General features: G+C 42.8%; 20 protein-coding genes and 1 other annotated feature. Of the genes, 14 read left to right on the top strand and 6 right to left on the bottom strand.

The genetic code is table 11. The features are described 5' to 3' along the window. Nucleotides 1-173 precede the first annotated feature (173 nt). Both gshA and luxS read left to right on the top strand, forming a co-directional pair. Nucleotides 174-1,733: a glutamate--cysteine ligase gene (gene gshA, locus BA1DRAFT_RS19005; RefSeq protein WP_036782346.1), complete on the top strand. Its 1,560-nt coding sequence runs from the start codon at nt 174-176 to the stop codon at nt 1,731-1,733. A gap of 152 nt (nt 1,734-1,885) precedes the next feature. Continuing rightward, nucleotides 1,886-2,401 (top strand): S-ribosylhomocysteine lyase, encoded by a 516-nt coding sequence (luxS, locus tag BA1DRAFT_RS19000; RefSeq protein ID WP_036782343.1) that lies wholly within the window; start codon nt 1,886-1,888, stop codon nt 2,399-2,401. A 107-nt stretch (nt 2,402-2,508) separates the two neighbouring features. Here the strand turns inward: luxS and BA1DRAFT_RS18995 are convergent, their stop codons facing one another. Together BA1DRAFT_RS18995 and BA1DRAFT_RS18990 are read right to left on the bottom strand one after the other, a co-directional pair. Then, the gene (locus BA1DRAFT_RS18995; RefSeq protein WP_036782341.1) at nt 2,509-3,801 is read right to left on the bottom strand and encodes an HlyC/CorC family transporter; all 1,293 of its coding nucleotides are present in this window, start codon (nt 3,799-3,801) and stop codon (nt 2,509-2,511) included. Nucleotides 3,802-3,840: 39 nt separating this feature from the next. Next, entirely contained in the window at nt 3,841-4,632 is a 792-nt protein-coding gene (locus BA1DRAFT_RS18990) for a cytochrome C assembly family protein (protein WP_036782339.1), read from the bottom strand. Nucleotides 4,633-4,816: 184 nt separating this feature from the next. On the opposite strand from BA1DRAFT_RS18990, the gene ffh reads away from it, so the two are divergent. The 9 genes from ffh to BA1DRAFT_RS18945 all read left to right on the top strand — a co-directional run bounded on the left by ffh (nt 4,817) and on the right by BA1DRAFT_RS18945 (nt 14,741). Continuing rightward, nucleotides 4,817-6,178 (top strand): signal recognition particle protein, encoded by a 1,362-nt coding sequence (gene ffh, locus BA1DRAFT_RS18985; RefSeq protein WP_036782337.1) that lies wholly within the window; start codon nt 4,817-4,819, stop codon nt 6,176-6,178. A 136-nt stretch (nt 6,179-6,314) separates the two neighbouring features. Continuing rightward, nucleotides 6,315-6,563 carry a 30S ribosomal protein S16 gene (gene rpsP / locus BA1DRAFT_RS18980; protein ID WP_036782335.1) on the top strand — a complete coding sequence of 83 codons (249 nt, stop codon included), beginning with the start codon at nt 6,315-6,317 and terminating at the stop codon, nt 6,561-6,563. 18 nt (nt 6,564-6,581) lie between these two features. Then, complete coding sequence (rimM, locus tag BA1DRAFT_RS18975) at nt 6,582-7,130, top strand: ribosome maturation factor RimM (RefSeq protein WP_036782333.1); 549 nt, start codon at nt 6,582-6,584, stop codon at nt 7,128-7,130. Between the two features lie 39 nt (nt 7,131-7,169). Then, entirely contained in the window at nt 7,170-7,922 is a 753-nt protein-coding gene (gene trmD, locus BA1DRAFT_RS18970) for a tRNA (guanosine(37)-N1)-methyltransferase TrmD (protein ID WP_036782331.1), read from the top strand. A 64-nt stretch (nt 7,923-7,986) separates the two neighbouring features. Next, complete coding sequence (gene rplS / locus BA1DRAFT_RS18965; RefSeq protein WP_036782329.1) at nt 7,987-8,340, top strand: 50S ribosomal protein L19; 354 nt, start codon at nt 7,987-7,989, stop codon at nt 8,338-8,340. A 348-nt stretch (nt 8,341-8,688) separates the two neighbouring features. Further along, entirely contained in the window at nt 8,689-9,495 is an 807-nt protein-coding gene (locus tag BA1DRAFT_RS18960) for an alpha/beta fold hydrolase (protein ID WP_036782326.1), read from the top strand. Nucleotides 9,496-9,965: 470 nt separating this feature from the next. After that, nucleotides 9,966-11,060 carry a 3-deoxy-7-phosphoheptulonate synthase gene (locus BA1DRAFT_RS18955; RefSeq protein WP_036782324.1) on the top strand — a complete coding sequence of 365 codons (1,095 nt, stop codon included), beginning with the start codon at nt 9,966-9,968 and terminating at the stop codon, nt 11,058-11,060. A gap of 5 nt (nt 11,061-11,065) precedes the next feature. Beyond that, nucleotides 11,066-12,187, top strand: a complete 1,122-nt coding sequence (tyrA, locus tag BA1DRAFT_RS18950) for a bifunctional chorismate mutase/prephenate dehydrogenase (protein WP_036782322.1) — start codon at nt 11,066-11,068, stop codon at nt 12,185-12,187. A 1,384-nt stretch (nt 12,188-13,571) separates the two neighbouring features. Continuing rightward, nucleotides 13,572-14,741, top strand: coding sequence for an RNA-guided endonuclease InsQ/TnpB family protein (locus BA1DRAFT_RS18945; RefSeq protein WP_036782353.1), 1,170 nt, complete (start codon nt 13,572-13,574; stop codon nt 14,739-14,741). A 20-nt stretch (nt 14,742-14,761) separates the two neighbouring features. Here the strand turns inward: BA1DRAFT_RS18945 and BA1DRAFT_RS18940 are convergent, their stop codons facing one another. The 4 genes from BA1DRAFT_RS18940 to bamD all read right to left on the bottom strand — a co-directional run bounded on the left by BA1DRAFT_RS18940 (nt 14,762) and on the right by bamD (nt 18,403). After that, nucleotides 14,762-15,103 (bottom strand): H-NS family histone-like protein, encoded by a 342-nt coding sequence (locus BA1DRAFT_RS18940; protein ID WP_051560858.1) that lies wholly within the window; start codon nt 15,101-15,103, stop codon nt 14,762-14,764. Nucleotides 15,104-15,495: 392 nt separating this feature from the next. Beyond that, nucleotides 15,496-16,653 carry a bifunctional chorismate mutase/prephenate dehydratase gene (pheA, locus tag BA1DRAFT_RS18930; RefSeq protein ID WP_036782318.1) on the bottom strand — a complete coding sequence of 386 codons (1,158 nt, stop codon included), beginning with the start codon at nt 16,651-16,653 and terminating at the stop codon, nt 15,496-15,498. Nucleotides 16,654-16,708: 55 nt separating this feature from the next. After that, nucleotides 16,709-16,828: a sequence feature (Phe leader region), on the bottom strand. Between the two features lie 198 nt (nt 16,829-17,026). Beyond that, nucleotides 17,027-17,389, bottom strand: coding sequence for a ribosome-associated translation inhibitor RaiA (gene raiA / locus BA1DRAFT_RS18925; RefSeq protein WP_036782348.1), 363 nt, complete (start codon nt 17,387-17,389; stop codon nt 17,027-17,029). 282 nt (nt 17,390-17,671) lie between these two features. Next, on the bottom strand, nt 17,672-18,403 hold the full coding sequence (bamD, locus tag BA1DRAFT_RS18920; RefSeq protein WP_036782316.1) for an outer membrane protein assembly factor BamD: 732 nt from the start codon (nt 18,401-18,403) through the stop codon (nt 17,672-17,674). A 137-nt stretch (nt 18,404-18,540) separates the two neighbouring features. On the opposite strand from bamD, the gene rluD reads away from it, so the two are divergent. The 3 genes from rluD (at nt 18,541) to clpB (ending at nt 22,957) form a co-directional block, all read left to right on the top strand. Continuing rightward, nucleotides 18,541-19,518, top strand: coding sequence for a 23S rRNA pseudouridine(1911/1915/1917) synthase RluD (gene rluD, locus BA1DRAFT_RS18915; protein WP_036782314.1), 978 nt, complete (start codon nt 18,541-18,543; stop codon nt 19,516-19,518). Continuing rightward, nucleotides 19,519-20,250: a purine nucleoside phosphorylase YfiH gene (gene yfiH, locus BA1DRAFT_RS18910; RefSeq protein ID WP_036782312.1), complete on the top strand. Its 732-nt coding sequence runs from the start codon at nt 19,519-19,521 to the stop codon at nt 20,248-20,250. Between the two features lie 133 nt (nt 20,251-20,383). Next, complete coding sequence (gene clpB, locus BA1DRAFT_RS18905; protein WP_036782310.1) at nt 20,384-22,957, top strand: ATP-dependent chaperone ClpB; 2,574 nt, start codon at nt 20,384-20,386, stop codon at nt 22,955-22,957. Nucleotides 22,958-23,169 lie beyond the last annotated feature (212 nt).

Below are 23,169 nucleotides of genomic sequence, written 5' to 3'. Positions count from 1 at the left end.
AAAGGAGCGAATCCCCGGGAGCATAGCAAACTATGTGACCGGGGTGAGTGAGTGCAGCCAACAAAGAGGCAACTTGAAAGATGACGGGTATATATCTAATCAGCGACAATTTGACTTGTTTAAGATAAAGTAAACCCTTATAAAAATTCTTCTAAACACTACGGGAGGTCGAATTGATCCCGGACGTATCAAAGGCTCTATCATGGCTAGAGGCGCATCCGACAATTTTAAATGGAATTCGTCGCGGTGTTGAACGTGAAACATTGCGTATTACTTCCGATGGTAGTTTGGCCATAACGGAACATCCTAAAGCACTTGGTGCAGCGCTTACGCATAAATGGATTACTACTGATTTTGCAGAGTCATTGTTGGAGTTCATAACACCAGTTAATGATGACATAAAATATACGATTTCTTTTCTTAGCGATATTCATCGTCACACGGCGCGTATGCTGGATAAAGAAAAAATGTGGCCATTGAGTATGCCATGCTTTATTGATGCGGAGGAGAACATTACTCTGGCTCAATATGGTACATCGAATGTTGGTCGCTATAAGACTTTATACCGTGAAGGGTTAAAAAATCGTTATGGCGCGTTAATGCAGACCATATCCGGGGTTCATTATAATTTTTCATTGCCAATTGAGTTCTGGCGCGCCTGGGCTGGCATTGAAGACGCAGAAAGTGGTAAAGAGCAGATCTCTAATGGCTATTTCCGCTTGATCCGTAACTATTACCGCTTTGGATGGGTGATCCCATACTTGTTTGGCGCTTCTCCGGCAATTTGTTCCTCGTTCTTACGTGGAAGAGAGACCTCTTTTCTTTTTGATCGGACAGAAGATGGAACTTGTTATCTGCCTTATGCGACTTCACTAAGAATGAGTAATCTGGGGTACACCAATAAATCACAAAGTGATCTGAATATTACGTTTAATAACCTACACACCTATATTGACGGGTTGAAAAAAGCGATTCATAAGCCATCTAATGAGTTTGCTAAATTGGGTATTAAGCAAGGTGATAAACATATTCAGCTCAATACCAACGTCTTACAAATTGAAAATGAGTTGTATGCGCCAATCCGACCTAAACGTGTCACAAAAGAGAATGAATCGCCTTCTGATGCGTTGCTGCGTGGGGGAGTGGAATATATCGAAGTTCGTTCATTGGATATTAATCCATTTGCCGCGATTGGCGTCAATGAAACACAAATCCGTTTTCTTGACCTATTCTTAATATGGTGCGTGCTTGCCGAAGCGCCTGAGATGGGCAGTGATGAATTAGATTGTTGCCGTAAGAACTGGGATAGAGTGATCCTTGAAGGGCGTAAACCAGGGCAAATGATTGGTCTTGGTTGTGGAAGTGTGGAAGAGCCGTTGGCAAAAGTTGGCAAAAAGTTATTTAGTGACTTGAAACGGGTTGCCGCAATATTGGATAGTTGTTCTGGCACACAATATCAAAAAGTTTGCGAAGAATTAATTGCTATGTTTGATGATTCATCACTGACTTTATCGGCTCGCGTGCTGGAAAAAATGAAGAGCCAGGGTATTGGTGGCTTTGGACTGGAACTGGCAGATGAATACCATCAGCAACTGATCAATGAAAAATATGAGGTTATTAGCGACGAACAGTTCGCTATAGAACGCAGGGCCTCCGTAGAGCGACAAGACGCGTTGGAACGTGAGGATACGATGAGTTTTGATGAGTATCTGAAGCAACAGACAGGATGCTAGAAAAGAAAATGGCCACAAGTAAAAGTGGCCAAATGGGATTTTCTAGAGAATAGGGATAATAATAACGCTTCTTTCATTCTTTATGACCGGTGGCAGATGAAAAAGTTTCATTTGCTTGAAGAAAAATCTGAATTTTTTGTGGAGATGAAGAAATGCCTTTACTGGATAGTTTTACTGTTGACCATACTCGTATGAATGCGCCAGCCGTAAGAGTTGCTAAGACTATGAAAACGCCTCATGGCGACACCATCACAGTTTTTGACTTACGTTTCTGCGTACCCAATAAACAGGTTATGCCTGAAAAGGGTATTCATACACTTGAACATTTGTTTGCTGGTTTTATGCGCAATCACCTCAATGGCGAGGGGGTTGAAATTATTGATATATCGCCAATGGGATGTCGAACAGGTTTTTATATGAGCTTGATTGGCGCACCGGCGGAAATACGCGTTGCGGACGCATGGAAAGCGGCGATGGCTGATGTTTTGAAAGTGAAAGATCAGAGCCAGATCCCAGAGCTAAATATTTACCAATGTGGTACTTATCACATGCATTCACTGACAGAAGCCCAGGATATTGCACGTCATATCCTTGATTCAGACGTCCTCGTTAATAAGAATGACGAGTTGGCATTACCGGAAGAAAAACTGACTGAATTGAAAGTGTAGTTCCATAGCAGTGATAATATTTCAGGTTCCTGAGATGAAGTATTAACAGGAATTTGCCGTTGGAGGTTGATGGGGCGCCTCCAGCGGTGTTAATTTTTCGTAGCGATTTAAATGGCTTGTGCTTTTTGCTCAGGAAATTGGCTAATGGGGGTAACTCGAACTTGTTTAATGACATTATCGTTGACTGAAAGTACTTCAAAATTATATTTGCCGATTTGCACTTGTACATTAAGTGCGGGTATTTCACCTAACTCTTCAAGCACCATACCATTAACCGTTCGTGGTCCATCAATAGGCAATGCCCAGTTAAAGGCTTTATTTAATTCTCGGATATTGGCTGTCCCGTCAACCAAAATAGTCCCATCGCTTTGTGGTGAAACTTCTTCAGCCAGAGAAGGGGACATTGATGTTGTAAAATCACCGACAATCTCTTCGAGGATATCTTCAACAGTGACCAGTCCTTGAATATCACCATATTCATCAACGATGAGCCCAGCTTTTTCCTTATTACGTTGGAAATTCACTAACTGGATATTAAGTGGTGTGCTGACGGGGACATAATAGATTTTATCTGCTGCTTTAATTAGGTTTCTTTTGGTGAACTCTTTTTTTTCTGTCATCAGTCGGTAAGCTTCGCGTACACGAAGCATGCCAATGGCATCATCAAGTGAATCACGATAAAGCACGATCCGGCCATGAGGTGAATGAGTTAATTGCCGTATGATGGATTTCCAATCATCATTAATATCAATGCCAACAATTTCATTACGGGGGACCATAATATCGCCGATTGTGATTTTTTCCAGGTCTAAAATTGAAATCAGCATATCTTGATGTTGCTGTGATAGCTTGGCGTTTGATTCATTTACAATAGTGCGAAGTTCATCTTTACTCATTGCGTGACTAGAGCCAGTAGGATGTTTGATACCAAGGCAACGCATTAGCAATAAAGTAATTTTATTTAGCGCCCAGACTAACGGCAGCATGATTTTCTGTAACGGGCGGAGCAAAAAACTGCTCGGAAAAGCGACTCTTTCAGGATAGAGGGCGGCTATCGTTTTTGGCATAACTTCAGAAAATATCAGTACGATAAACGTCAAAATACCGGTTGCGATAGCGACTCCGGCATCGCCATAAAGACGCATACCAATGATAGTAGCGAGTGCTGAGGCAAGAATATTAACCAGATTATTACCGATAAGAATCAGGCTGATAAGCTGCTCAGGATGACGAAGTAATGCTTCAACTCTGCGGGCAGAGCGATTCCCCTGCTTTGCCAGATGACGTAAGCGATAACGATTCATTGTCATCATACCTGTCTCGGAGGCGGAGAAATAAGCTGAGACAATGACCATGATGACTAAAATAATCAGTAATGTGCTTGTTGAGACATGCTCCAAAGCGGAATTCCTTCCAAGTATTGATTGGACATCATACTCCTAGTAAACCATGATTTCCTGCAATAATCGATTGCCGAAATAGGCGAGTGTTAGAGTAAATGCGCCGATCAGGTTAAACCAGATAACGCGTTTACCGCGCCATCCATCATGGTAGTGGCCCCATAATAAAACAATGTAAACAAACCACGCGATGATAGACAAAATTGCTTTGTGGATATTTTCGCTACTGAAAATATTATCTATATAGAGGATGCCGGTACAGAGAGTCAGTGTTAGCAATATTACGCCAACCTGAGTGATATGAAACATTTTGCGTTCAATGAACATTAATGGGGGCATATCTGGCGTGAAAGAGAGTTTTTTGTTTTTAAGCTGATGATCCAACCATCCAAGTTGTAATGCATATAATGCAGCGATAAGTAAAGTTGCGTAACCAAGAAGCGCTAAGCCAATATGAATAGATAATTCAAAGCTGGCCTCTAGATGGGTAATGAATTCACCTGGCATCAGACTCGCCAGGACCAAATTTATCATGGCAAAACTGTAGACAATGGGTAGCAGGAACCAAGCGCGGCCATGAGAAGCAACAATTGTCATGATGATACAAGTCAGTAAACTGACAATAGAACCTAGGTTTAGAAGAGTGAGGTTTTGCCCACTGCTAACGTGGAAGATCTGATACTTAAGTGCAATGGCATGACAAGTTAAAGCGACAATCGCAGAAAGTAATGCCAGCCTGCGGTATCCTTTCGATTTCCGCAGTAAGTTGGGAATAATCAGTACCAGGCTGAGTAAATAAGCGAATAAAGAAATTATAGAAAATACTGGCATAGCATTAGCCGTTTTAGCGATAGTCTTTGGTTGAATTAAAGCTTAAGTATACCGCCAGCAAGGATAGCCTCCAACCGTTGTTAATCATCAGTGCGAATCTCTGTGCAGAGATCCCTTACCATCGTGTTATAATTTGCGAAATACGCCTTACAGGTAGCCCATTTAAAAAAATTGAGCAGAGACAATGTTTGATAATCTAACCGACAGACTATCGCGCACATTGCGCAATATCAGTGGCCGTGGGCGACTGACCGAAGACAATATTAAAGAGACACTGCGTGAAGTTCGCATGGCTTTACTTGAAGCTGACGTTGCATTGCCTGTAGTGCGTGATTTTATTTCGTGCGTTAAAGAGAGCGCGGTAGGCCACGAGGTGAATAAAAGCCTTACTCCCGGCCAGGAGTTTGTCAAAATTGTTCAGAATGAACTCGTTAAGGCGATGGGGGAAGTTAACAGTGAACTGAATCTTTCTACTCAGCCTCCTGCCGTCGTATTAATGGCGGGTCTGCAAGGCGCGGGTAAAACGACCAGCGTTGCCAAGCTCGGTAGCTTTCTAAAAGGAAAACAGAAGAAAAAAGTTTTGGTGGTATCTGCCGACGTCTATCGGCCAGCGGCTATCAAACAGCTTGAAACCTTAGCGCAGGCAGTGGGTATTGATTTCTATCCTTCTGACGCTCAGGAAAACCCCGTTGATATCGTGACTCAAGCGGTACAGCACGCCAAATTGAAATTCTATGATGTGCTTTTGGTGGATACGGCGGGTCGTCTGCATGTTGACGAAGCGATGATGGATGAAATCAAACAGGTTCATAAAGCCATTAATCCAGTGGAAACCCTGTTTGTTGTTGATGCGATGACGGGGCAGGATGCGGCTAATACCGCGAAAGCTTTCAATGAAGCATTGCCGCTGACCGGTGTGGTGTTAACCAAAGTCGATGGTGATGCCCGTGGCGGTGCTGCGCTATCTATTCGTCATATTACCGGTAAGCCGATTAAATTCCTGGGTGTTGGTGAAAAAACGGATGCGTTGGAGCCGTTTCACCCGGATCGTATTGCCTCTCGCATCCTTGGAATGGGCGATGTCATTTCTCTGATTGAAGAGATTGAAAGTAAAGTCGATCGCACCCAGGCTGAAAAGCTGGCTTCTAAATTAAAGAAAGGTGACGGCTTCGATTTAAATGACTTTCTAGATCAGCTAAAGCAGATGCGTAACATGGGGGGAATGGCCAGCATGTTAAGCAAAATGCCGGGGATGTCTCAGGTGCCAGATGCAGTGAAATCCCAGATGGATGATAAAATTCTGGTAAAAATGGAAGCGATTATCAATTCCATGACGCGCAAAGAGCGGGAAAAGCCGGAAATAATTAAAGGCTCTCGTAAACGTCGTATTGCCAATGGTTCAGGCACTCAGGTTCAAGATGTTAACCGCTTGCTTAAACAATTCGACGAAATGCAGCGCATGATGAAAAAGATGAAAAAAGGCGGCCTGGCAAAAATGATGCGTGGTATGAAAGGCATGATGCCACCCGGATTTATGGGCCGTTAATCGATAAAGTCTCGAAGAATATCCACTTTGGATTGCTTTTTGCGCCAAAGTGAGTAAACTTTTCGGGCTTTTTATCTGACAACCGGACTTCGTTCCTCGATGAAGTCTGGTTGTTTTGTTAACTAATGAGGATGTTATGGTAACAATTCGTTTAGCTCGTGGCGGCGCCAAAAAGCGTCCGTTTTACCAAGTAGTCGTGACCGATAGCCGCAGCCCGCGTGATGGTCGCTTTATCGAGCGTGTTGGCTTCTTCAACCCTATTGCAACAGGGAAAGCAGAAGCACTGCGTTTAGATCTGGACCGTATTGAACATTGGGTTGGTCTGGGTGCAACTGTGTCTGATCGTGTTTCTACACTGATCAAAGACGCCAAAAAAGCAGCTTAATCTGTCGCGGTGGTAACTATGAGCAAGCAAACCTGTTTTGAACCGCCTGTAAACCCAATTGTATTGGGAAAACTAGGTTCAACTTACGGTATTCGTGGTTGGCTCAGAGTTTTTTCTTCCACCGAACATGCCGAAGACATTTTTGAGTATCAACCGTGGTTTATTCAACGGGCAGGTCGGTGGCAACACATCGAACTGGAAGCCTGGAAACACCACAATCAGGATATGATCATCAAAATCAAAGGTATTGATGATCTGGATGCTGCGAATTTACTGACTAATTGCGAAATTATTGTAGATTCAGAACAACTGCCAGAGCTGGATGCGGGTGATTACTACTGGAAAGACTTAATAGGTTGCCAGGTAATCAACACCGCGGGTTATAACTTGGGGACTGTCAATGACATGATGGAAACCGGTTCTAACGACGTAATGGTAATTAAAGCAAACTTGAAAGATGCATTCGGTATCAAGGAACGGCTAATTCCGTTTCTTGATGGGCAGGTTATCAAGAAAGTCGATCTCGCTACTAAAACCATTGAAGTAGATTGGGATCCTGGTTTTTAAACTCCGGTTATAAGCGGTTGAAATGAGTGGGACGCGATAATGTGGATTGGGGTTATTAGCCTGTTTCCTGAAATGTTCCGCGCAATAACCGATTATGGGGTAACTGGCCGGGCAGTGAAAAATGGCCTGTTAAGTATTGAATGCTGGAATCCACGGGATTTTACCTATGACCGGCATCGTACCGTTGACGATCGACCTTATGGCGGTGGTCCAGGCATGTTGATGATGGTTCAGCCTTTACGGGAAGCCATTCATGCAGCAAAAACTGCGGCAGGCGAAGGTGCAAAAGTGATTTATCTTTCACCTCAGGGACGCAAACTCAACCAACAAGGGGTTTGTGAGCTGGCAACAAATGAAAAACTGATTTTGATTTGCGGCCGCTATGAAGGGATAGATGAGCGGGTGATCCAAACCGAGATTGACGAAGAGTGGTCTATCGGTGATTACGTGCTCAGCGGTGGTGAAATCCCTGCAATGACGATGATTGACTCAGTTTCTCGGTTCATTCCGGGTGTTCTGGGGCATCAGGCATCAGCGGAGGAGGATTCTTTTGCTGATGGATTGCTGGATTGTCCGCACTATACTCGCCCGGAGGTATTAGATGGTATGGAAGTTCCACCAGTGTTGCTGTCTGGAAATCATGCTGAAATTAATCGCTGGCGGCTGAAACAATCGCTTGGCCGGACCTGGCTTAGAAGACCTGAACTTCTGGAAAACCTAGCTCTGACTGACGAGCAAAGGATATTGCTAATAGAGTTCCAAAGGGAACATCTAACTGAAGCAACTAATTAATCCAGACATATCCCCGAAGGGAATGTCTCTGATATATCAGTTTACCTAGGGTAAGAGAATTATTATGAGCAACATTATTAAACAACTTGAACAAGAGCAGATGAAGCAAGACGTACCTTCATTCCGTCCGGGTGACACCGTGGAAGTTAAGGTATGGGTCGTAGAAGGTGCTAAGAAACGTCTGCAGGCATTCGAGGGCGTGGTTATCGCTATCCGTAACCGCGGTCTGCACTCTGCATTCACTGTTCGCAAAGTTTCTAACGGCGAAGGTGTTGAGCGTGTATTCCAGACTCACTCCCCAGTCGTAGACAGCATTAACGTTAAACGTCGTGGTGCTGTTCGTAGAGCTAAACTGTACTATCTGCGTCAGCGTTCTGGTAAAGCCGCTCGTATTAAAGAGCGTCTGAACAGCAAATAATACGCTTTCGTTACATCCGAAAGTTATCATTAAAGAGGCCAGCAATTGTTGGCCTCTTTTTTTACGCTCAATTTAAAACTGCATTTTGCGGGCGTGGTCATCAATTTGGTTTTGGCTCTGCCTTATTGTAATGAAGAAACAGGCTGAATATGGGCGGTTTTTTTGGAGGATTTTTTTATTATGCTCCTCAGGAGCGAAATCAATGTTGCTTTTTATGAAGGAGGATTTTTACTCATCGATAAATGATTCGGCAATACATTATTATCAGATCGTAATAATCTTAAAGACAATTATTTTGAGAGTCTTAGAATAATTTCAGACGTGATTAACTGACGATAAGGATTTGCTTTGAAAACTTTTCAAATACATAACAAAACAATGGCTTACCGAGATGAAGGTGAAGGTTTCCCGTTATTACTAGGGCATAGCTATTTGTTTGATTCTACTATGTGGGCGCCTCAGATCGAGGCTTTAAGTAAAAAATATCGGGTGATTGCTCCTGATCTCTGGGGACATGGAAACTCGGGAGAGCTACCAGAACAACATCGCACTTTGGCTGATTTAGCTCGGGATTACCTGGCGTTGATGGATCAACTTGGCATTAAAGAGTTTGCTATCATTGGGTTATCCGCTGGCGGTATGTGGGGAATTGAGTTGGTAGAGATGGCGCCGGACAGAGTTAAGGCACTGGTTTTGATGGATACCTTTGTCGGATTAGAACCGGAGGTGACTCATACAAAATACTTTGCCATGTTGGATGCGATAGAGCAGGCTGGCGCAATTCCTCAATCTATTTTGCAACAGCAGATAGCGCCGGCTTTCTTTAGCCAGCAACCGGCTCAGCATTTGGTTGATGAATTAACTCAGCGTCTGGTAGCTATTCCTGCGGAAATATTGCGTAATAGTATTGTTCCGTTAGGTAGAATAATATTTGGGCGTGAAGATAGAATTCATTTGTTGGAAAAACTGGATATTCCTTCGCTTGTTATTACTGGCGAACAAGATACGCCTCGCCCGCCACTGGAGGGTTATTTGATGGCTGAAATACTACATTGTGATCATATTATTATCCAGGATGCAGGGCATATTTCCACATTGGAGCAACCCTATAAAGTTAATCAGGAATTAATTGCTTTCTTACAGCAAGCTTTGTAACGGATATTTTAATAAAGAGGCCGGATTTTCCGGCCCTAGTATATTAAGTTTAAAAGAGCGATATAAATTTTTCATCACAATATAAAATAAGATTATTGATATTATCTGTTTTTAGTAATGAAAGTGAGAAGAATATATTTTTCACCTAATAATTTTAAATGGAAAAATAAAGGACTAACAATCATAAAGTATTGGCTCAAATATTTCGCTCTTGTGTTTTGATATTAATCTTATTTTAAGATAATTATTTCTAATATTTTTCTATATGAAATAATTTTAATGTTATTAATTGGTTATAGAATAGATTTATCATTGAATTGACTCCTTTTTCATTTTTTGTAAATATTTATTTACAGTGTTTTAGATTTGTTTACACTTTTGGATTGTATTCTTTACGACGCATGATATGTTATTAGTCAAATGCATAAAAACAAATGAGTACAGAATGATAATTTGAGGAGAAAATCGACATGTTCATGCAAAGAGATGTACTTAATAACGTTCACATCAGTGGTGAGCAAATTCTTATCACTCCAAAAGAATTAAAGCAACAATATCCACTGGGTGATGATGATCTGCATGCTATTGCAAACGCGCGTAAAACAATAGCTGACATTGTTCAGCTCCGTGATCCCCGTTTGCTGGTAGTCTGTGGTCCTTGTTCTATTCATGACGTAGACGCGGCTTTGGATTATGCTCACCGTTTGGCCGCCCTTTCTGCTGAATTGAGTGATAGCTTGTACATCGTCATGCGTGTCTATTTTGAAAAGCCTCGTACAACTGTGGGTTGGAAAGGTCTTATTAATGATCCGTTCATGGATGGCTCATTTGATGTGGAAGCTGGCCTGCATATTGCCCGCCGCTTACTACTTAGTTTGGTTAAAATGGGATTACCTCTTGCGACAGAGGCTTTAGATCCGAATAGTCCCCAATATTTGGGGGATTTATTCAGTTGGTCTGCAATTGGCGCGAGAACCACGGAATCTCAGACACACCGGGAAATGGCTTCAGGTTTATCTATGCCTGTTGGTTTCAAAAATGGGACTGATGGTAGCTTGAGCACGGCAATTAATGCGATGTGTGCCGCTGCTATGCCACACCGTTTTATGGGAATAAATCAGTCGGGGCAGGTGTGTTTATTACAAACGCAAGGGAACCCGAATGGACATATTATCTTACGTGGCGGTAAGACCCCTAATTACAGCGCCCAACATGTAATGGAATGTGAACAGCAAATGATTCAATCTGGATTATTGCCATCCTTGATGATTGATTGTAGTCATGGTAACTCTAATAAGGATTTTCGTCGCCAAAGTTTGGTTGTGGATTCTGTTGCGGATCAGATCATTTCAGGGAATCGATCTATTACTGGCATTATGTTGGAAAGCAACATTAATGAGGGTAATCAATCTTCTGAACAACCGCGTAGTGAAATGAAATATGGCGTATCAGTGACTGACGCATGTATTAGTTGGCAGACGACAGAGGCAATGCTAAGAAAATTACATCAGCAACTTAGCAGGCAATTGTCGCAAAGAATGACAGTACTGAAAAAAGCGGGATAATAAATATGGCGGCTGAATTATCTCAATTGCGGGATAAGATTGATGAAGTGGATAAAGCTTTGCTGGGCTTACTGGCAAAGCGTCTGGAATTGGTTGCAGAGATTGGTGAGGTAAAAAGCCAGAATGGGTTGTCAATTTATGCGCCTGACAGAGAAATGGCGATGCTCGCTTCACGTCGGCAGGAGGCCGAAGAGTTTGGTGTTCCACCTGATTTAATTGAAGATATTCTGCGCCGTATTATGCGGGAGTCCTACACCAGTGAAAATAACAAAGGGTTTAAAACGCTTTGCCCTCAATTGGGGCCGATAGTCATTGTTGGTGGTTTGGGCAAAATGGGGAAACTGTTTGGCCGCTTGTTAACATTGTCTGGTTATGAAGTCAAAAATCTGGAGCCACAAGATTGGCCTGACGCGGAGCAGATTCTGGCGGGAGTGGGTATGGTGATTATCAGCGTGCCTATTCATTTGACAGAAGAGGTTATTCGCCGTTTACCGCCATTACCTGACCATTGCATTTTGGTGGATTTGGCGTCCGTTAAACAGCAGCCATTACAAGCTATGCTTGAAGTGCATAAAGGCCCAGTATTGGGATTACATCCTATGTTTGGGCCGGATGTCGGTAGTTTGGTAAAACAAGTTGTTGTTTACTGTGACGGATGTCAAGAGGAAGCTTATCAATGGTTTTTAGAACAGTTGTTGATTTGGGGGGCTTGCTTGCATCAAATGAGTCCTGAACAGCATGATAAAAACATGAGCTTTATTCAGGCGTTGCGCCATTTCACGACATTTGCTTATGGGCAACATCTCGCACAGGAAGGCGCTGATTTACAACAACTGTTATCAATATCTTCCCCTATTTACCGTTTGGAATTGATCATGGTTGGGCGGTTGTTCGCGCAAGATCCTCAGCTTTACGCGGATATTATTATGTCATCACCAGAGAATATTGATCTTATACGCCGTTATCACCAAAGTTTTGGACAAGCGTTAGAGATATTGGAAAGCCGGGATAAACGGGCTTTTGTCAGCAGTTTTGAAGATGTTAGTGAATGGTTTGGTGATTATGCGCCTCATTTTATGAGAGAGAGCAGGGTATTGCTTCAACAAGCGAATGATAGTCGCCAATAGCTATCCCCTATGGATTTTAAGATGCATCGCGACGGCAAGGGAGCGAATCCCCGGGAGCATGGATAACTATGTGACCGGGGTGAGCGAGCGCAGCCAACAAAGAGGAAACTTGAAAGATAACGGGTATAAAAAGAACCGGATATGACAATACCTTGTTCAAATTGCTGACAAGTTTAATGGTATTAATGAGGGTGAAAGGCTTTGCGGATTAGATCACATTAAAGGCATAAAATAGAGGCGTAGTTTAAATTAAATCATAGAAAAGCAATGCTATTGGGCGGATTAAAGACGTGTAAAGCAAGTTTAAACTGGCGTATTTAAGGTATCGTAGTTTTACATGGTAGATGTGCAATATAATAATGCTGAAAATAGCTGAGTTATTATTTGGTTAAATTATTTATTTACGGATTTTGTTACGCCGATTTTTTATCATCGGATGATTTAACTGGTTTAGGGAAAGTTTATTCCACGGTTGAAAACGTTATTAAAGATGGTTTTTGGGGAGATATATTTTCTGGTAAACGGATAAACCTATTCATATTTTCATTTATCTTTTTTCTAGGTATGTAAGCATTGATAAAGCCAGTTTTTAAGTTGTTATTAAAAATCATGGTGTTAACTTCTGGGTTTAATCGGTATACGGTTTTAATCGTGTTTTAACCCCCTTTAATACCTGCTTTTTAGTTGGTAAATGAATCTGGGTGGAAAAAAACTGAACCGGATTTAATCTGACAGATACCGGTATAAATAACTGGTAATTGCTAGCGCTGAGATAGTATAGCTTTTAACAGTTTTTTTTCTCTCTTTTAATGCCCTGTTTTATTAAAGTTTAACCATCATGGTATGTGGTTTTACGCTTAATGAGCATTAATCATATCCGTTTTAAGCATTAACAAAACCGATTTTCGTTTATTATTTTAACTGATAATTTTATGATGTGTAGTTTTCAAATTATTATTAAAAGTCATGGTATTAGCTCCTGGATTTAATTGGTATAAGGTTTAACCGTGTTTTCCCCCTTTTCACCCCTGTTTTTTATTAAGTTTAATTATCCATCATGGATATCGTGTTTTATATTTAACGGACATTAATCATACTAGTTTTTTATCTTTACTGACTCCGTTTTATTGACAATGCTGAACAGTCTTTATCAGTCACCACTCTTTATTTTTTTCTTAAATCAGCTAGTAAATGGTTTAATGGTGTAAAGATATTCTTTTAGCAAAATCCGCCGTAAACCCTCGCCCAATGCGGGCGGTGATATAAGGCGAAAAGCCCGTAGGGCTTTCAGGTTATTAACCATCACGCTCATTGCCAGCCCGGGGGGGGGACACGGCCAAAAAAAGCGGTTAAAATACATAAACTATACCGATGAGCGCTGATGATGTTAAGAGCCACCAAAGTCCGCATTTACCCGACGCCAGAACAGGCTGATTATCTCAATGCTCAGTTCGGTGCGGTTCGTTTCGCATACAACAAGGCGCTCCACATCAAGAAGCACGCTTATCAACGCCACGGGGTGAACCTTAGCCCGCGTAAAGACCTCAAGCCCTTACTGTCAGTGGCGAAAAAATCCCGCCGGTATGCCTGGCTCAAAGCGTATGACGCCATCGCCTTGCAGCAGGCGGTGATTAACCTCGATATGGCGTTTTCCAACTTTTTTAATCCGAAGCTGAAAGCGCGCTTCCCGGCGTTCAAACGCAAGCATGGCAGGCAGTCCAGCTATCATTGTGTCGGGGTGAAGGTGCTGGACGGGGCAATAAAAATACCCAAGTTATCGCCGATAGAAGCCCGTCTGCACCGTGAAATGACCGGAGAGGTGAAAAGCATGACCCTGAGTCGTTCAGCCACCGGCAAATACTACGCCTCGATACTCTGTGATGATGGCATGGCCGCGCCCGAGAAGCCCTCTTTGATAACCCAGATGACAGGTTTGGATATGGGATTATCTCACTACGCTATCAAATCCAGCGGAGATAAGATGGCCAATCCCCGTCATCTTATCAATGCCGGCCGTAATCTGAGGCGTAAACAGAAGGCCCTCTCCCGGAAACAAAAAGGCAGCGCCAACCGCCGTAAAGCACGACAGAGGCTTGCCGCCGTACACGAGCGGGTAGCGAATGCTCGCGCCGATTTTCAACACAAACTCTCCCGAACAATGGTTGACGAAAACCAAGCGATAATTGTTGAGACGCTGAAATCGGCCAACATGATGAAGAATCCCAGGCTGGCTCGCGCTATCGGCGATGCGGGCTGGCATGGCTTCATCAAGAAACTGGAATACAAAGCCGCAGAGAAAGGGGTTCATCTGGTGAAGCTGGATCAGTGGTTCGCCAGTTCGAAAACCTGTCACTGTTGCGGTCACAAAATGCCAGAACTGCCGCTGCATAAGCGGAGCTGGCCATGTCCTTGCTGTGGTGTCGAACATGATCGTGATATCAACGCAGCGCTCAACATCGAGCGCAAGGGCATACAGGAATTACAGGCGGCGGGGCTCGTCGTTTCTGCCCACGGAGGCCAGCGTAAATCCGTTGCATCGACGGTGGCGGCCTGAGAAGTGGGAAGCCTCGCCGTTTACGGCGGGGAGCAGTCACGTTTTCTCGTCTTTCCTTTTCCTGCATTTGATTTTTTAGCTTTAAAACTAGAGATGGTAACAGGTATGTTAATGGTCTCGAGATCAAAGCCGGTTTCTTTAATCAGCCTTAATATGTCTAAACGTTTTTGTTCTTTTTGTTCCGCTTCTAAACTCATTAATCTGAAGGTTTCTTTGTTGTCTTGCACGATTGTTTCTAGTGATTTGTAAACATCTTCTAACCATTCAACATCTTTTGTTTGAGCAAATCTTCTTAATGTGGATATTCTTGATAAATGGTTTGATATAATCGAATATTCTTGTTCTATGGTTAATGTTGTCATTTTTTCACCTTGTTAATAAATTTAAAACTTGTCTTTTCTGATGTTTTCTCTTCCGGTGTCAGTATAACACCGGATTTTTTACTTGCTTTAAAAAAGCTTTAATCATTTCTGTTTTACCTTTAATGATTAAAGTTTTTACCTTCTTTTTCACGATATGCTTGCGGTTTTTTCCAGGCTTTAAAACCGTGGCGACAGATAAAACGTGGTTTTTATTAACATCGGTTTTGTCACATTCAGATAAAACGTATTTAATCTGAGAAAGTCGGGATTTACGGAATAAATAAAAAGCCTTAAACCGAGAGGTTAAAGGCAGTAAAAATTTTCTCATTGATAATAAAAATGTTGAAAGCCAATAATCTGAACCGGATATTTTAATACCCGGTTCTTTTTAATCAGGAAGGATTAACCGGCACCACACTTTCTGTTGGATAACATCCCAATACCTTTAATGAATGAGTGATTTTCGCCAATGCTTTCAGGACGTGTTGCATATTAATTGAACGAATATTAGCTTGGACATCAATATAAAACATCTCTTCCCACGGATTCCCGTTAATCGGGCGAGATTCCAGTTTACTCATAATAATATTATGTTTTTTCAGCACCATTAACGCATCTACCAGCGCGCCTGCCTGCTGTCCGGTTGCCATAATAAATGTCGTTTTGGCCGGTACCTGTTCTGCAACTTCAATAGGCTGACGGGCAACAATAATGAAACGAGTAATATTATGTGATTGATTGGCTAGATTCTGTTCCAGAACTTGTAACTGATAAAGTGCGCCGCCCGCTTCACTACCTAAAGCTGCAATTTCTGGTGAGTTCTGTTCAGCGACTTCTTGCATTGCTGCGGCAGTGCTTTCGCAATATTTAATTTTCCAATGTGGGAATTGATTAATATATTGGCTACATTGTTGGAATGGTTGAGGGTGACTGTAAACCGTTTTGATCTCTGATAGCGTTGTGTCTCTTGCAACGAGTAGGCAATGGTCAATAGGAAGGGTTATTTCTCCCACAATTGACAAATTGGTATGTTGCAACAAGTCATAAACATCATTGATGGAACCAGAGCTGGTATTTTCAATGGGTAACATTCCGTAATCCGCCTGGCCTGTTTCAACCAGGGAGAAGATATCCTGGAACTTATGACAGCTACATTCAATTAATTGATTGAAATGGCGTGCGGTATATTGGCGGGCTGCGATATGAGAGTAGGAACCTCTAGGACCGAGGAATGCAATACGCGCTGAATCTTGGGGGGTTTGATTTAGGTGTTGCTGCAATAATGCTTGTTGAGTGAGTACGGAATCTTCAATGATCATCTGAAAGAGACGCGAAATATAAAAGCCATCAAGCCCGTAGTTTTTCCCTTTTTTAATTAGGACATCTAATAGTTCTCGTTCGCGATCTTTGTCTCTGATAGGGCGATTATCCTTTAACTTAGTTTGTGCGATATTAAAAGCTAATTGGCGACGCTCTGCTAGTAAAATCAGTAACTTTAAATCAAGTTCGCTGACTTTTTCCCGTATTTTCAGCAAATTATTTTGATCCATAAATGGGTTCCTAATGGGTTATTCACATTCTGATAATAATAGGTTTGCAATAGACAGAAAAAAGCCTCCCGATGGGGAGGCTTACTGTTCGTCTTCTCGTTCTTTTTTCAACGACGAAAGCCTCCCTCAAGGGAAGGTAAAAAAGAAAGAAGAGAAAAACAGGTTTGTATTCATCATATTCTCATATTCATAGTTTATGTGACCGATCTTTGTCCAACCGGGCGAAGCTTTCCATTATGCTTTCCATTTCATCGGCAGCCATCCGCACTGGACAAGGGGTTACGGTAATTTTCGTTAATTAACCTTATGTTGTTGTTTCTGTCAACAAAAAACGCGTCCAAATTGGACGCGTCAGAGGCAAGTCATTGTTATTTTATTGTGATATTTCTGGTTCTGTTTCTAGTTGTGCTTCTAGGTTAAGGTTTAATTCTTTAACACTGTTGTCAGTACGGCGTGCCTCTCCCTTATGCTGTACTTTGTTCAATTGACGCTCCAGTTTTGTTAATAATTCATTGATAGCAATATACATATCTTCATGCTTCGCACCGGCAACTAGCATACCATTCGGTATACTTATGGTTGCATCAGCCCTAAAAATTTGAGGCCCTTTTGATAGAATAATATGAGGATTTATCAGATTTACTTGCCATTTATTTAGTTTGCTCAGACGTTTTTCTACGTGGTTGCGAATTGCCGGGGTAATCTCCATTTGTTTGCTGGTAATATTCACTATCATATAGTTACCTCTCATTATTGATTATCCACCTTCAATAATTTCAGAATACATTTCTTTTTCATGAAAAAGGTGATCTAAATCACTTTTAACCAGACATGAGGCAACTAGTTGAAGTAATTGTGATTAATGATAAAAATACAAAGAATATCTATTGCAGGATTGAAGCTAATGAGACACTATTGACAAGTTGAGTCTTTTATTCTCCTAATGGATAAGCGTTTTTTGGATTTGACAAGTAAAAATAAAACAGCGGCGCCAACCGCTGTTTTATCATCTGCTTTTTTATACAGGATTAGCAGCAATGAGTTTTGCTACTTTATCTGCCTGAGCTGTTAAACCCAAATGTGTATAAGCTTTTTTCATGTAAGGCAATGCTGCGAGAGTTGGCTGTGTATCAGGGTAATCACGTAACATTTGCTCAACCCGATTTACCACCGCGACATAGGCGCCGCGTTTGTTATAATATTCCACCACAGAAAGCTCATACTTTGCCAGGCGCTCTTTGATAAACATTAAACGCTTAATGGCATCGGCGGTATACAGGCTGTTAGGATGATAGCGTACTAATTGGCTAAAATCCTTGAATGCTACCCTGGCGTGTTCAGGATCACGATCTGAGCGGTCAATGCCGAAGAAACTCTGCAATAGACTGTTATCTAGAGCTTGTGAAGTTAACCCTCGCATATACAGAACATAATCAATGTTGGGGTGAGTTGGATTCAGGCGTATGAAGCGGTCAATGGAAGCAAGCGCCATTGGCAAGTCAGAGGATTTATAATAAGCATAAATCAGATCGAGTTGTACTTGCTGTGAATAGGGGCCGAATGGATAGCGATTATCGAGGGTTTCCAATTGCTTGATCGCATCTCCATAGCTACCATTTTGCAGCTTTTCCTGACCCTTAGAGTAAATTTCCGCGGGTGGGCTGTCGGGGACAGCATTTTTATTACCAGCGCACCCGGAAAGTACCAGGCTCAATGTGGCTGCCGCCACCAGATATTTTATGCGTATCATCACGTGTTGATTATCCTCTGAGTGTTTTCTGGGAGACTATCCATGAAGCTCCCGGCAAAAGATCGAGTTACAATAGCACACTATATTAAATTAAACGGCTCTGCCGTCAAAACTCAACGTAAGTGTAGAAACAATATATGGCACAACAAATTCGACTTAATACAACAGTCGCCGAATCTCAGCTCGGCCAACGTTTAGATCAGGCTTTGGCTGAATTGTTCCCTGATTATTCAAGATCACGCATAAAAGATTGGATCTTGGATGACAGAGTTCAGGTTAATGGCAAATTAATCAATAAGCCAAAAGAAAAAGTGCTGGGAGGTGAAGAAATTGTCATTGATGCCATCATTGAAGAAGATGCGCGTTGGGAACCTCAGAATATTGCGTTAAATATTGTCTATGAAGATGATGATATTCTAGTCATAAACAAATCGCGTGATTTGGTCGTTCATCCGGGAGCAGGAAATCCAGACGGTACGGTATTGAACGCGCTGTTATATCGTTATCCTGAAATTGCCGATGTCCCTCGGGCGGGCATTGTCCACCGTCTTGATAAAGATACGACAGGGCTGATGGTCATTGCTAAAACGGTTCCCGCTCAAACGCGTTTAGTCGAATCACTCCAACTACGCGAAATTACCCGTGAATATGAAGCGGTGGCGATAGGTCGTATGACCGCTGGCGGAATCGTTGAAGAACCCATTTCTCGTCATCCAACAAAACGAACGCATATGGCAGTGCATCCAATGGGAAAACCGGCTATTACCCATTATCGGGTAATGGAGCACTTTAGGGCGCATACTCGTCTGCGCCTCAGACTGGAAACAGGCAGAACACACCAGATACGTGTTCACATGGCCCATATCAGTCACCCATTGGTAGGCGATCCTTTGTATGGCGGTCGTCCTCGTCCTTTGAAAGGGGCTTCTGATGAATTTCGCGAGGTAATGCGTAACTTTGATCGTCAGGCATTGCACGCCACGATGCTGCGCCTTTATCATCCGATAACCGGCATTGAAATGGAGTGGCACGCTGAATTACCCGAAGATATGGTGATGCTGGTTAAGGCATTAAAAGCAGATGCAGAAGCATTTAAAGACGAAATGGATTGGTAAATGACCTCGCTTATTTTTCCAAACTGGCCGCAGCCGACGACAGTAAAAGCCTGTAGTTCTACCCGTTTGGGGGGAATGAGCTTATCGCCTTACGATAGCCTGAATCTGGGCACGCATGTTGGTGATAAACCTGATGTTGTAGAACAAAACAGGCATATTTTAGCGGAAATGGCAGAACTGCCTCAGCCGCCGGTCTGGCTAGAGCAGGTTCATGGTACGCGCGTTGTGAGACTCAATGGTCAGCCGCTGGAAGATAAGAGAGCTGATGCTGTTTATACCAATATTCTTGGGCAGGTTTGTGCTGTGATGACGGCAGATTGCCTGCCTGTACTATTTTGCAGTTCTGCCGGTGATGAGGTTGCCGCTGCCCATGCGGGGTGGAGAGGTTTATGCGCTGGCGTACTGGAAAACACTATCGCTCAATTTAACGCTAAACCTCATCAGATCCAAGCTTGGTTAGGGCCGGCGATTGGCGCGAAAAAATTTGAAGTCGGCAATGAAGTTTTGCAAGCGTTCACTAGCCAGCATGCTGATTTGAGTCAAGCTTTTATACCTTTTGGCGAAAAGTATTTAGCGGATATCTATTTGTTGGCAAAACTAAAATTGCAATCTGTTGGTGTGAATGCGATTTTTGGCGGGAGTGAGTGTACTGTCACTAATAAAGAGAAATTTTTCTCTTATCGGCGTGATGGGATCACCGGACGTATGGCAACTTTAATCTGGCTGATATAACCTATCTCGTAGGGCGATCCGTTGGCGCATAAGAGAATATCTCACAATTTGCTTTTCAGAATAACCTTGAATATTTGAGGAATGGCCTCATTTAATCTCCAGTAGCAACATTCTGAACAGTATTGGAGGTGTTATGCGTCTGGATCGTCTTACTAATAAATTCCAGCTTGCTCTCGCTGACGCCCAGTCCCTTGCACTTGGGCGTGATAATCAGTTCATCGAACCAATTCACTTAATGAGTTCACTGTTAAAGCAAGAGGGTGGCTCTATTCGCCCATTATTAACGTCAATTGGAATCGATGCGGGCCGTGTCAGCAATCAGCTTGAGCTGGCTTTAGAACGTTTGCCGCGGGTACAGGGTGTTGGTGGTGATGTACAACCATCCAATGACTTAGTTCGCCATTTAAATCTGTGCGACAAATTAGCACAAAAAGCCGGGGATAATTTTATCTCCTCTGAATTATTTGTTCTGGCAGCATTGGAAGAACGTGGCACATTAAGTGACATATTGAGAGCTGTCGGCGCAACAAAAGAAAAAATCACTAAGGCAATAGAACAAATGCGTGGTGGTGAAAAAGTTGATGATCAGGGAGCGGAAGATCAACGCCAAGCCCTGAAAAAATATACTATTGATCTGACTGAACGTGCTGAACAAGGCAAACTTGATCCGGTGATTGGCCGTGATGAAGAAATTCGCCGCACTATTCAGGTATTACAACGCCGTACCAAAAATAATCCGGTCTTAATTGGTGAGCCCGGGGTCGGTAAAACGGCCATTGTTGAAGGGCTTGCTCAACGAATCATTAATGGTGAAGTTCCTGAGGGTCTTAAAAATAAGCGCGTCCTTTCTCTGGATATGGGAGCGCTGTTAGCAGGGGCTAAATATCGTGGTGAATTCGAGGAACGTTTGAAAGGTGTGCTGAATGACCTTTCCAAACAGGAAGGCAATGTCATTCTGTTTATTGACGAATTGCATACTATGGTTGGTGCGGGTAAGGCTGATGGGGCAATGGATGCTGGCAACATGTTAAAACCAGCCTTGGCCCGTGGCGAACTTCACTGTGTTGGGGCAACAACACTGGATGAATATCGTCAATACATTGAAAAAGATGCAGCGCTGGAACGCCGTTTTCAAAAAGTCTATGTCGCAGAACCTTCCGTAGAGGACACTATCGCTATTTTGCGCGGTCTGAAAGAACGTTATGAATTACATCATCATGTACAAATTACCGACCCTGCAATTGTCGCGGCAGCAACATTATCTCACCGTTATATCTCAGACCGTATGTTGCCGGATAAAGCTATCGATTTGATCGATGAAGCGGGCGCCAGTTTACGTATGCAAATGGATTCAAAACCGGAAGCGCTGGACCGTCTGGAGCGTCGGGTTATCCAATTGAAGTTGGAACAGCAGGCGCTGAAAAAAGAGTCTGATGATGCCAGTAAAAAACGGCTTGAAATGCTTAATGAAGAGCTGATCGTAAAAGAACGCGAATATTCTGAACTGGAAGAAGAGTGGAAAGCTGAGAAAGCCGCACTGACCGGTACTCAGCACATAAAAGCAGAATTGGAAAATGCCCGTATCAGCCTAGAACAGGCACGCCGCAGTGGTGATTTAGCGAAGATGTCTGAAATTCAATATGGGAAAATACCTGGATTGGAAAAACAGCTTGCCGCAGCCACACAAGCTGAAAGTAAGCATATGAAACTGCTTCGTAACAAAGTTACCGATGCGGAAATTGCAGAAATTCTTGCTCGTTGGACAGGTATTCCGGTTGCCAGAATGCTGGAGAGTGAAAAAGACAAACTGTTGCGCATGGAGCAAGAGCTGCATAAACGTGTCATTGGTCAGGATGAGGCAGTCAATGCAGTATCTAATGCGATTCGCCGTAGCCGAGCTGGATTAGCTGATCCAAATCGTCCGATTGGTTCATTCTTGTTCCTTGGTCCAACCGGTGTTGGTAAAACTGAGTTGTGCAAGGCGTTAGCGAATTTCCTGTTTGACAGCGATGATGCAATGGTGCGTATCGATATGTCTGAATTTATGGAAAAACATACCGTATCACGGTTGGTAGGAGCGCCGCCGGGGTATGTTGGTTATGAAGAAGGTGGCTATCTAACAGAAGCGGTTCGCCGTCGACCTTACTCCGTTATTCTGCTTGATGAAGTGGAAAAAGCGCACTCGGATGTATTCAATATCTTATTGCAGGTGCTGGATGATGGTAGGTTGACTGATGGGCAAGGTCGTACCGTCGATTTCCGCAACACGGTTGTCATCATGACGTCTAATCTTGGGTCGGACATGATCCAAGAGCGTTTTGGTGATCTGAATTATGGTGAAATGAAAGATATGGTGATGGGAATTGTTAGCCATCATTTCAGACCTGAATTTATTAACCGTATTGATGAAGCTGTTGTGTTCCATCCATTAGGGCGTAGTCACTTATCAGCGATTGCAGATATCCAATTGCAACGTTTGTACAAGCGTCTGGAAGAACGTGGTTATCAGGTGACGATTACTCAGCAAGCGTTGGACATGTTGGCGGAAGCAGGGTTCGATCCTGTTTACGGAGCACGGCCATTGAAGCGAGCTATCCAGCAGGAAATCGAAAACCCATTAGCTCAAAAGATACTTTCCGGCCAACTATTGCCAGGAAAACTAGTTACTCTGGATGTGGAAAATAGCCATATCGTCGCAAAGCAATAACTTGATATTTAACGCGAGAGTAAGGTTAACGAGAAATAAGGGGCAGGGAACTGCCTCTTTTTTTATCATTTCGCGCATTAAATCGCAATTTAGCCCTGTTTTTGCCTAATTGGTGTTCGGATGGATTTTTTTTGTAATTAAACGCTTGCCAGCGTCAAAGAACTCCCTATAATGCGCCACCACTGACCGACACAACGCTGATAAACATTGTG

The sequence above is a fragment of the Photorhabdus aegyptia genome (assembly GCF_000612035.1).
Classification (GTDB): Bacteria; Pseudomonadota; Gammaproteobacteria; order Enterobacterales; family Enterobacteriaceae; genus Photorhabdus; species Photorhabdus akhurstii.
This window is presented reverse-complemented; position numbering and strand designations above follow the sequence as displayed.

Excerpts from the sequence above, each read along its gene's own strand:
- luxS (WP_036782343.1), top strand. The coding sequence starts at position 1,886 with ATGCCTTTACTGGATAGTTTTACTGTTGACCATACTCGTATGAATGCG.
- BA1DRAFT_RS18990 (WP_036782339.1), bottom strand. The coding sequence starts at position 4,632 with ATGCCAGTATTTTCTATAATTTCTTTATTCGCTTATTTACTCAGCCTG.
- ffh (WP_036782337.1), top strand. The coding sequence starts at position 4,817 with ATGTTTGATAATCTAACCGACAGACTATCGCGCACATTGCGCAATATC.
- rpsP (WP_036782335.1), top strand. The coding sequence starts at position 6,315 with ATGGTAACAATTCGTTTAGCTCGTGGCGGCGCCAAAAAGCGTCCGTTT.
- rimM (WP_036782333.1), top strand. The coding sequence starts at position 6,582 with ATGAGCAAGCAAACCTGTTTTGAACCGCCTGTAAACCCAATTGTATTG.
- trmD (WP_036782331.1), top strand. The coding sequence starts at position 7,170 with ATGTGGATTGGGGTTATTAGCCTGTTTCCTGAAATGTTCCGCGCAATA.
- rplS (WP_036782329.1), top strand. The coding sequence starts at position 7,987 with ATGAGCAACATTATTAAACAACTTGAACAAGAGCAGATGAAGCAAGAC.
- BA1DRAFT_RS18955 (WP_036782324.1), top strand. The coding sequence starts at position 9,966 with ATGTTCATGCAAAGAGATGTACTTAATAACGTTCACATCAGTGGTGAG.
- tyrA (WP_036782322.1), top strand. The coding sequence starts at position 11,066 with ATGGCGGCTGAATTATCTCAATTGCGGGATAAGATTGATGAAGTGGAT.
- BA1DRAFT_RS18945 (WP_036782353.1), top strand. The coding sequence starts at position 13,572 with ATGTTAAGAGCCACCAAAGTCCGCATTTACCCGACGCCAGAACAGGCT.
- BA1DRAFT_RS18940 (WP_051560858.1), bottom strand. The coding sequence starts at position 15,103 with ATGACAACATTAACCATAGAACAAGAATATTCGATTATATCAAACCAT.
- pheA (WP_036782318.1), bottom strand. The coding sequence starts at position 16,653 with ATGGATCAAAATAATTTGCTGAAAATACGGGAAAAAGTCAGCGAACTT.
- raiA (WP_036782348.1), bottom strand. The coding sequence starts at position 17,389 with ATGATAGTGAATATTACCAGCAAACAAATGGAGATTACCCCGGCAATT.
- bamD (WP_036782316.1), bottom strand. The coding sequence starts at position 18,403 with ATGATACGCATAAAATATCTGGTGGCGGCAGCCACATTGAGCCTGGTA.
- rluD (WP_036782314.1), top strand. The coding sequence starts at position 18,541 with ATGGCACAACAAATTCGACTTAATACAACAGTCGCCGAATCTCAGCTC.
- yfiH (WP_036782312.1), top strand. The coding sequence starts at position 19,519 with ATGACCTCGCTTATTTTTCCAAACTGGCCGCAGCCGACGACAGTAAAA.
- clpB (WP_036782310.1), top strand. The coding sequence starts at position 20,384 with ATGCGTCTGGATCGTCTTACTAATAAATTCCAGCTTGCTCTCGCTGAC.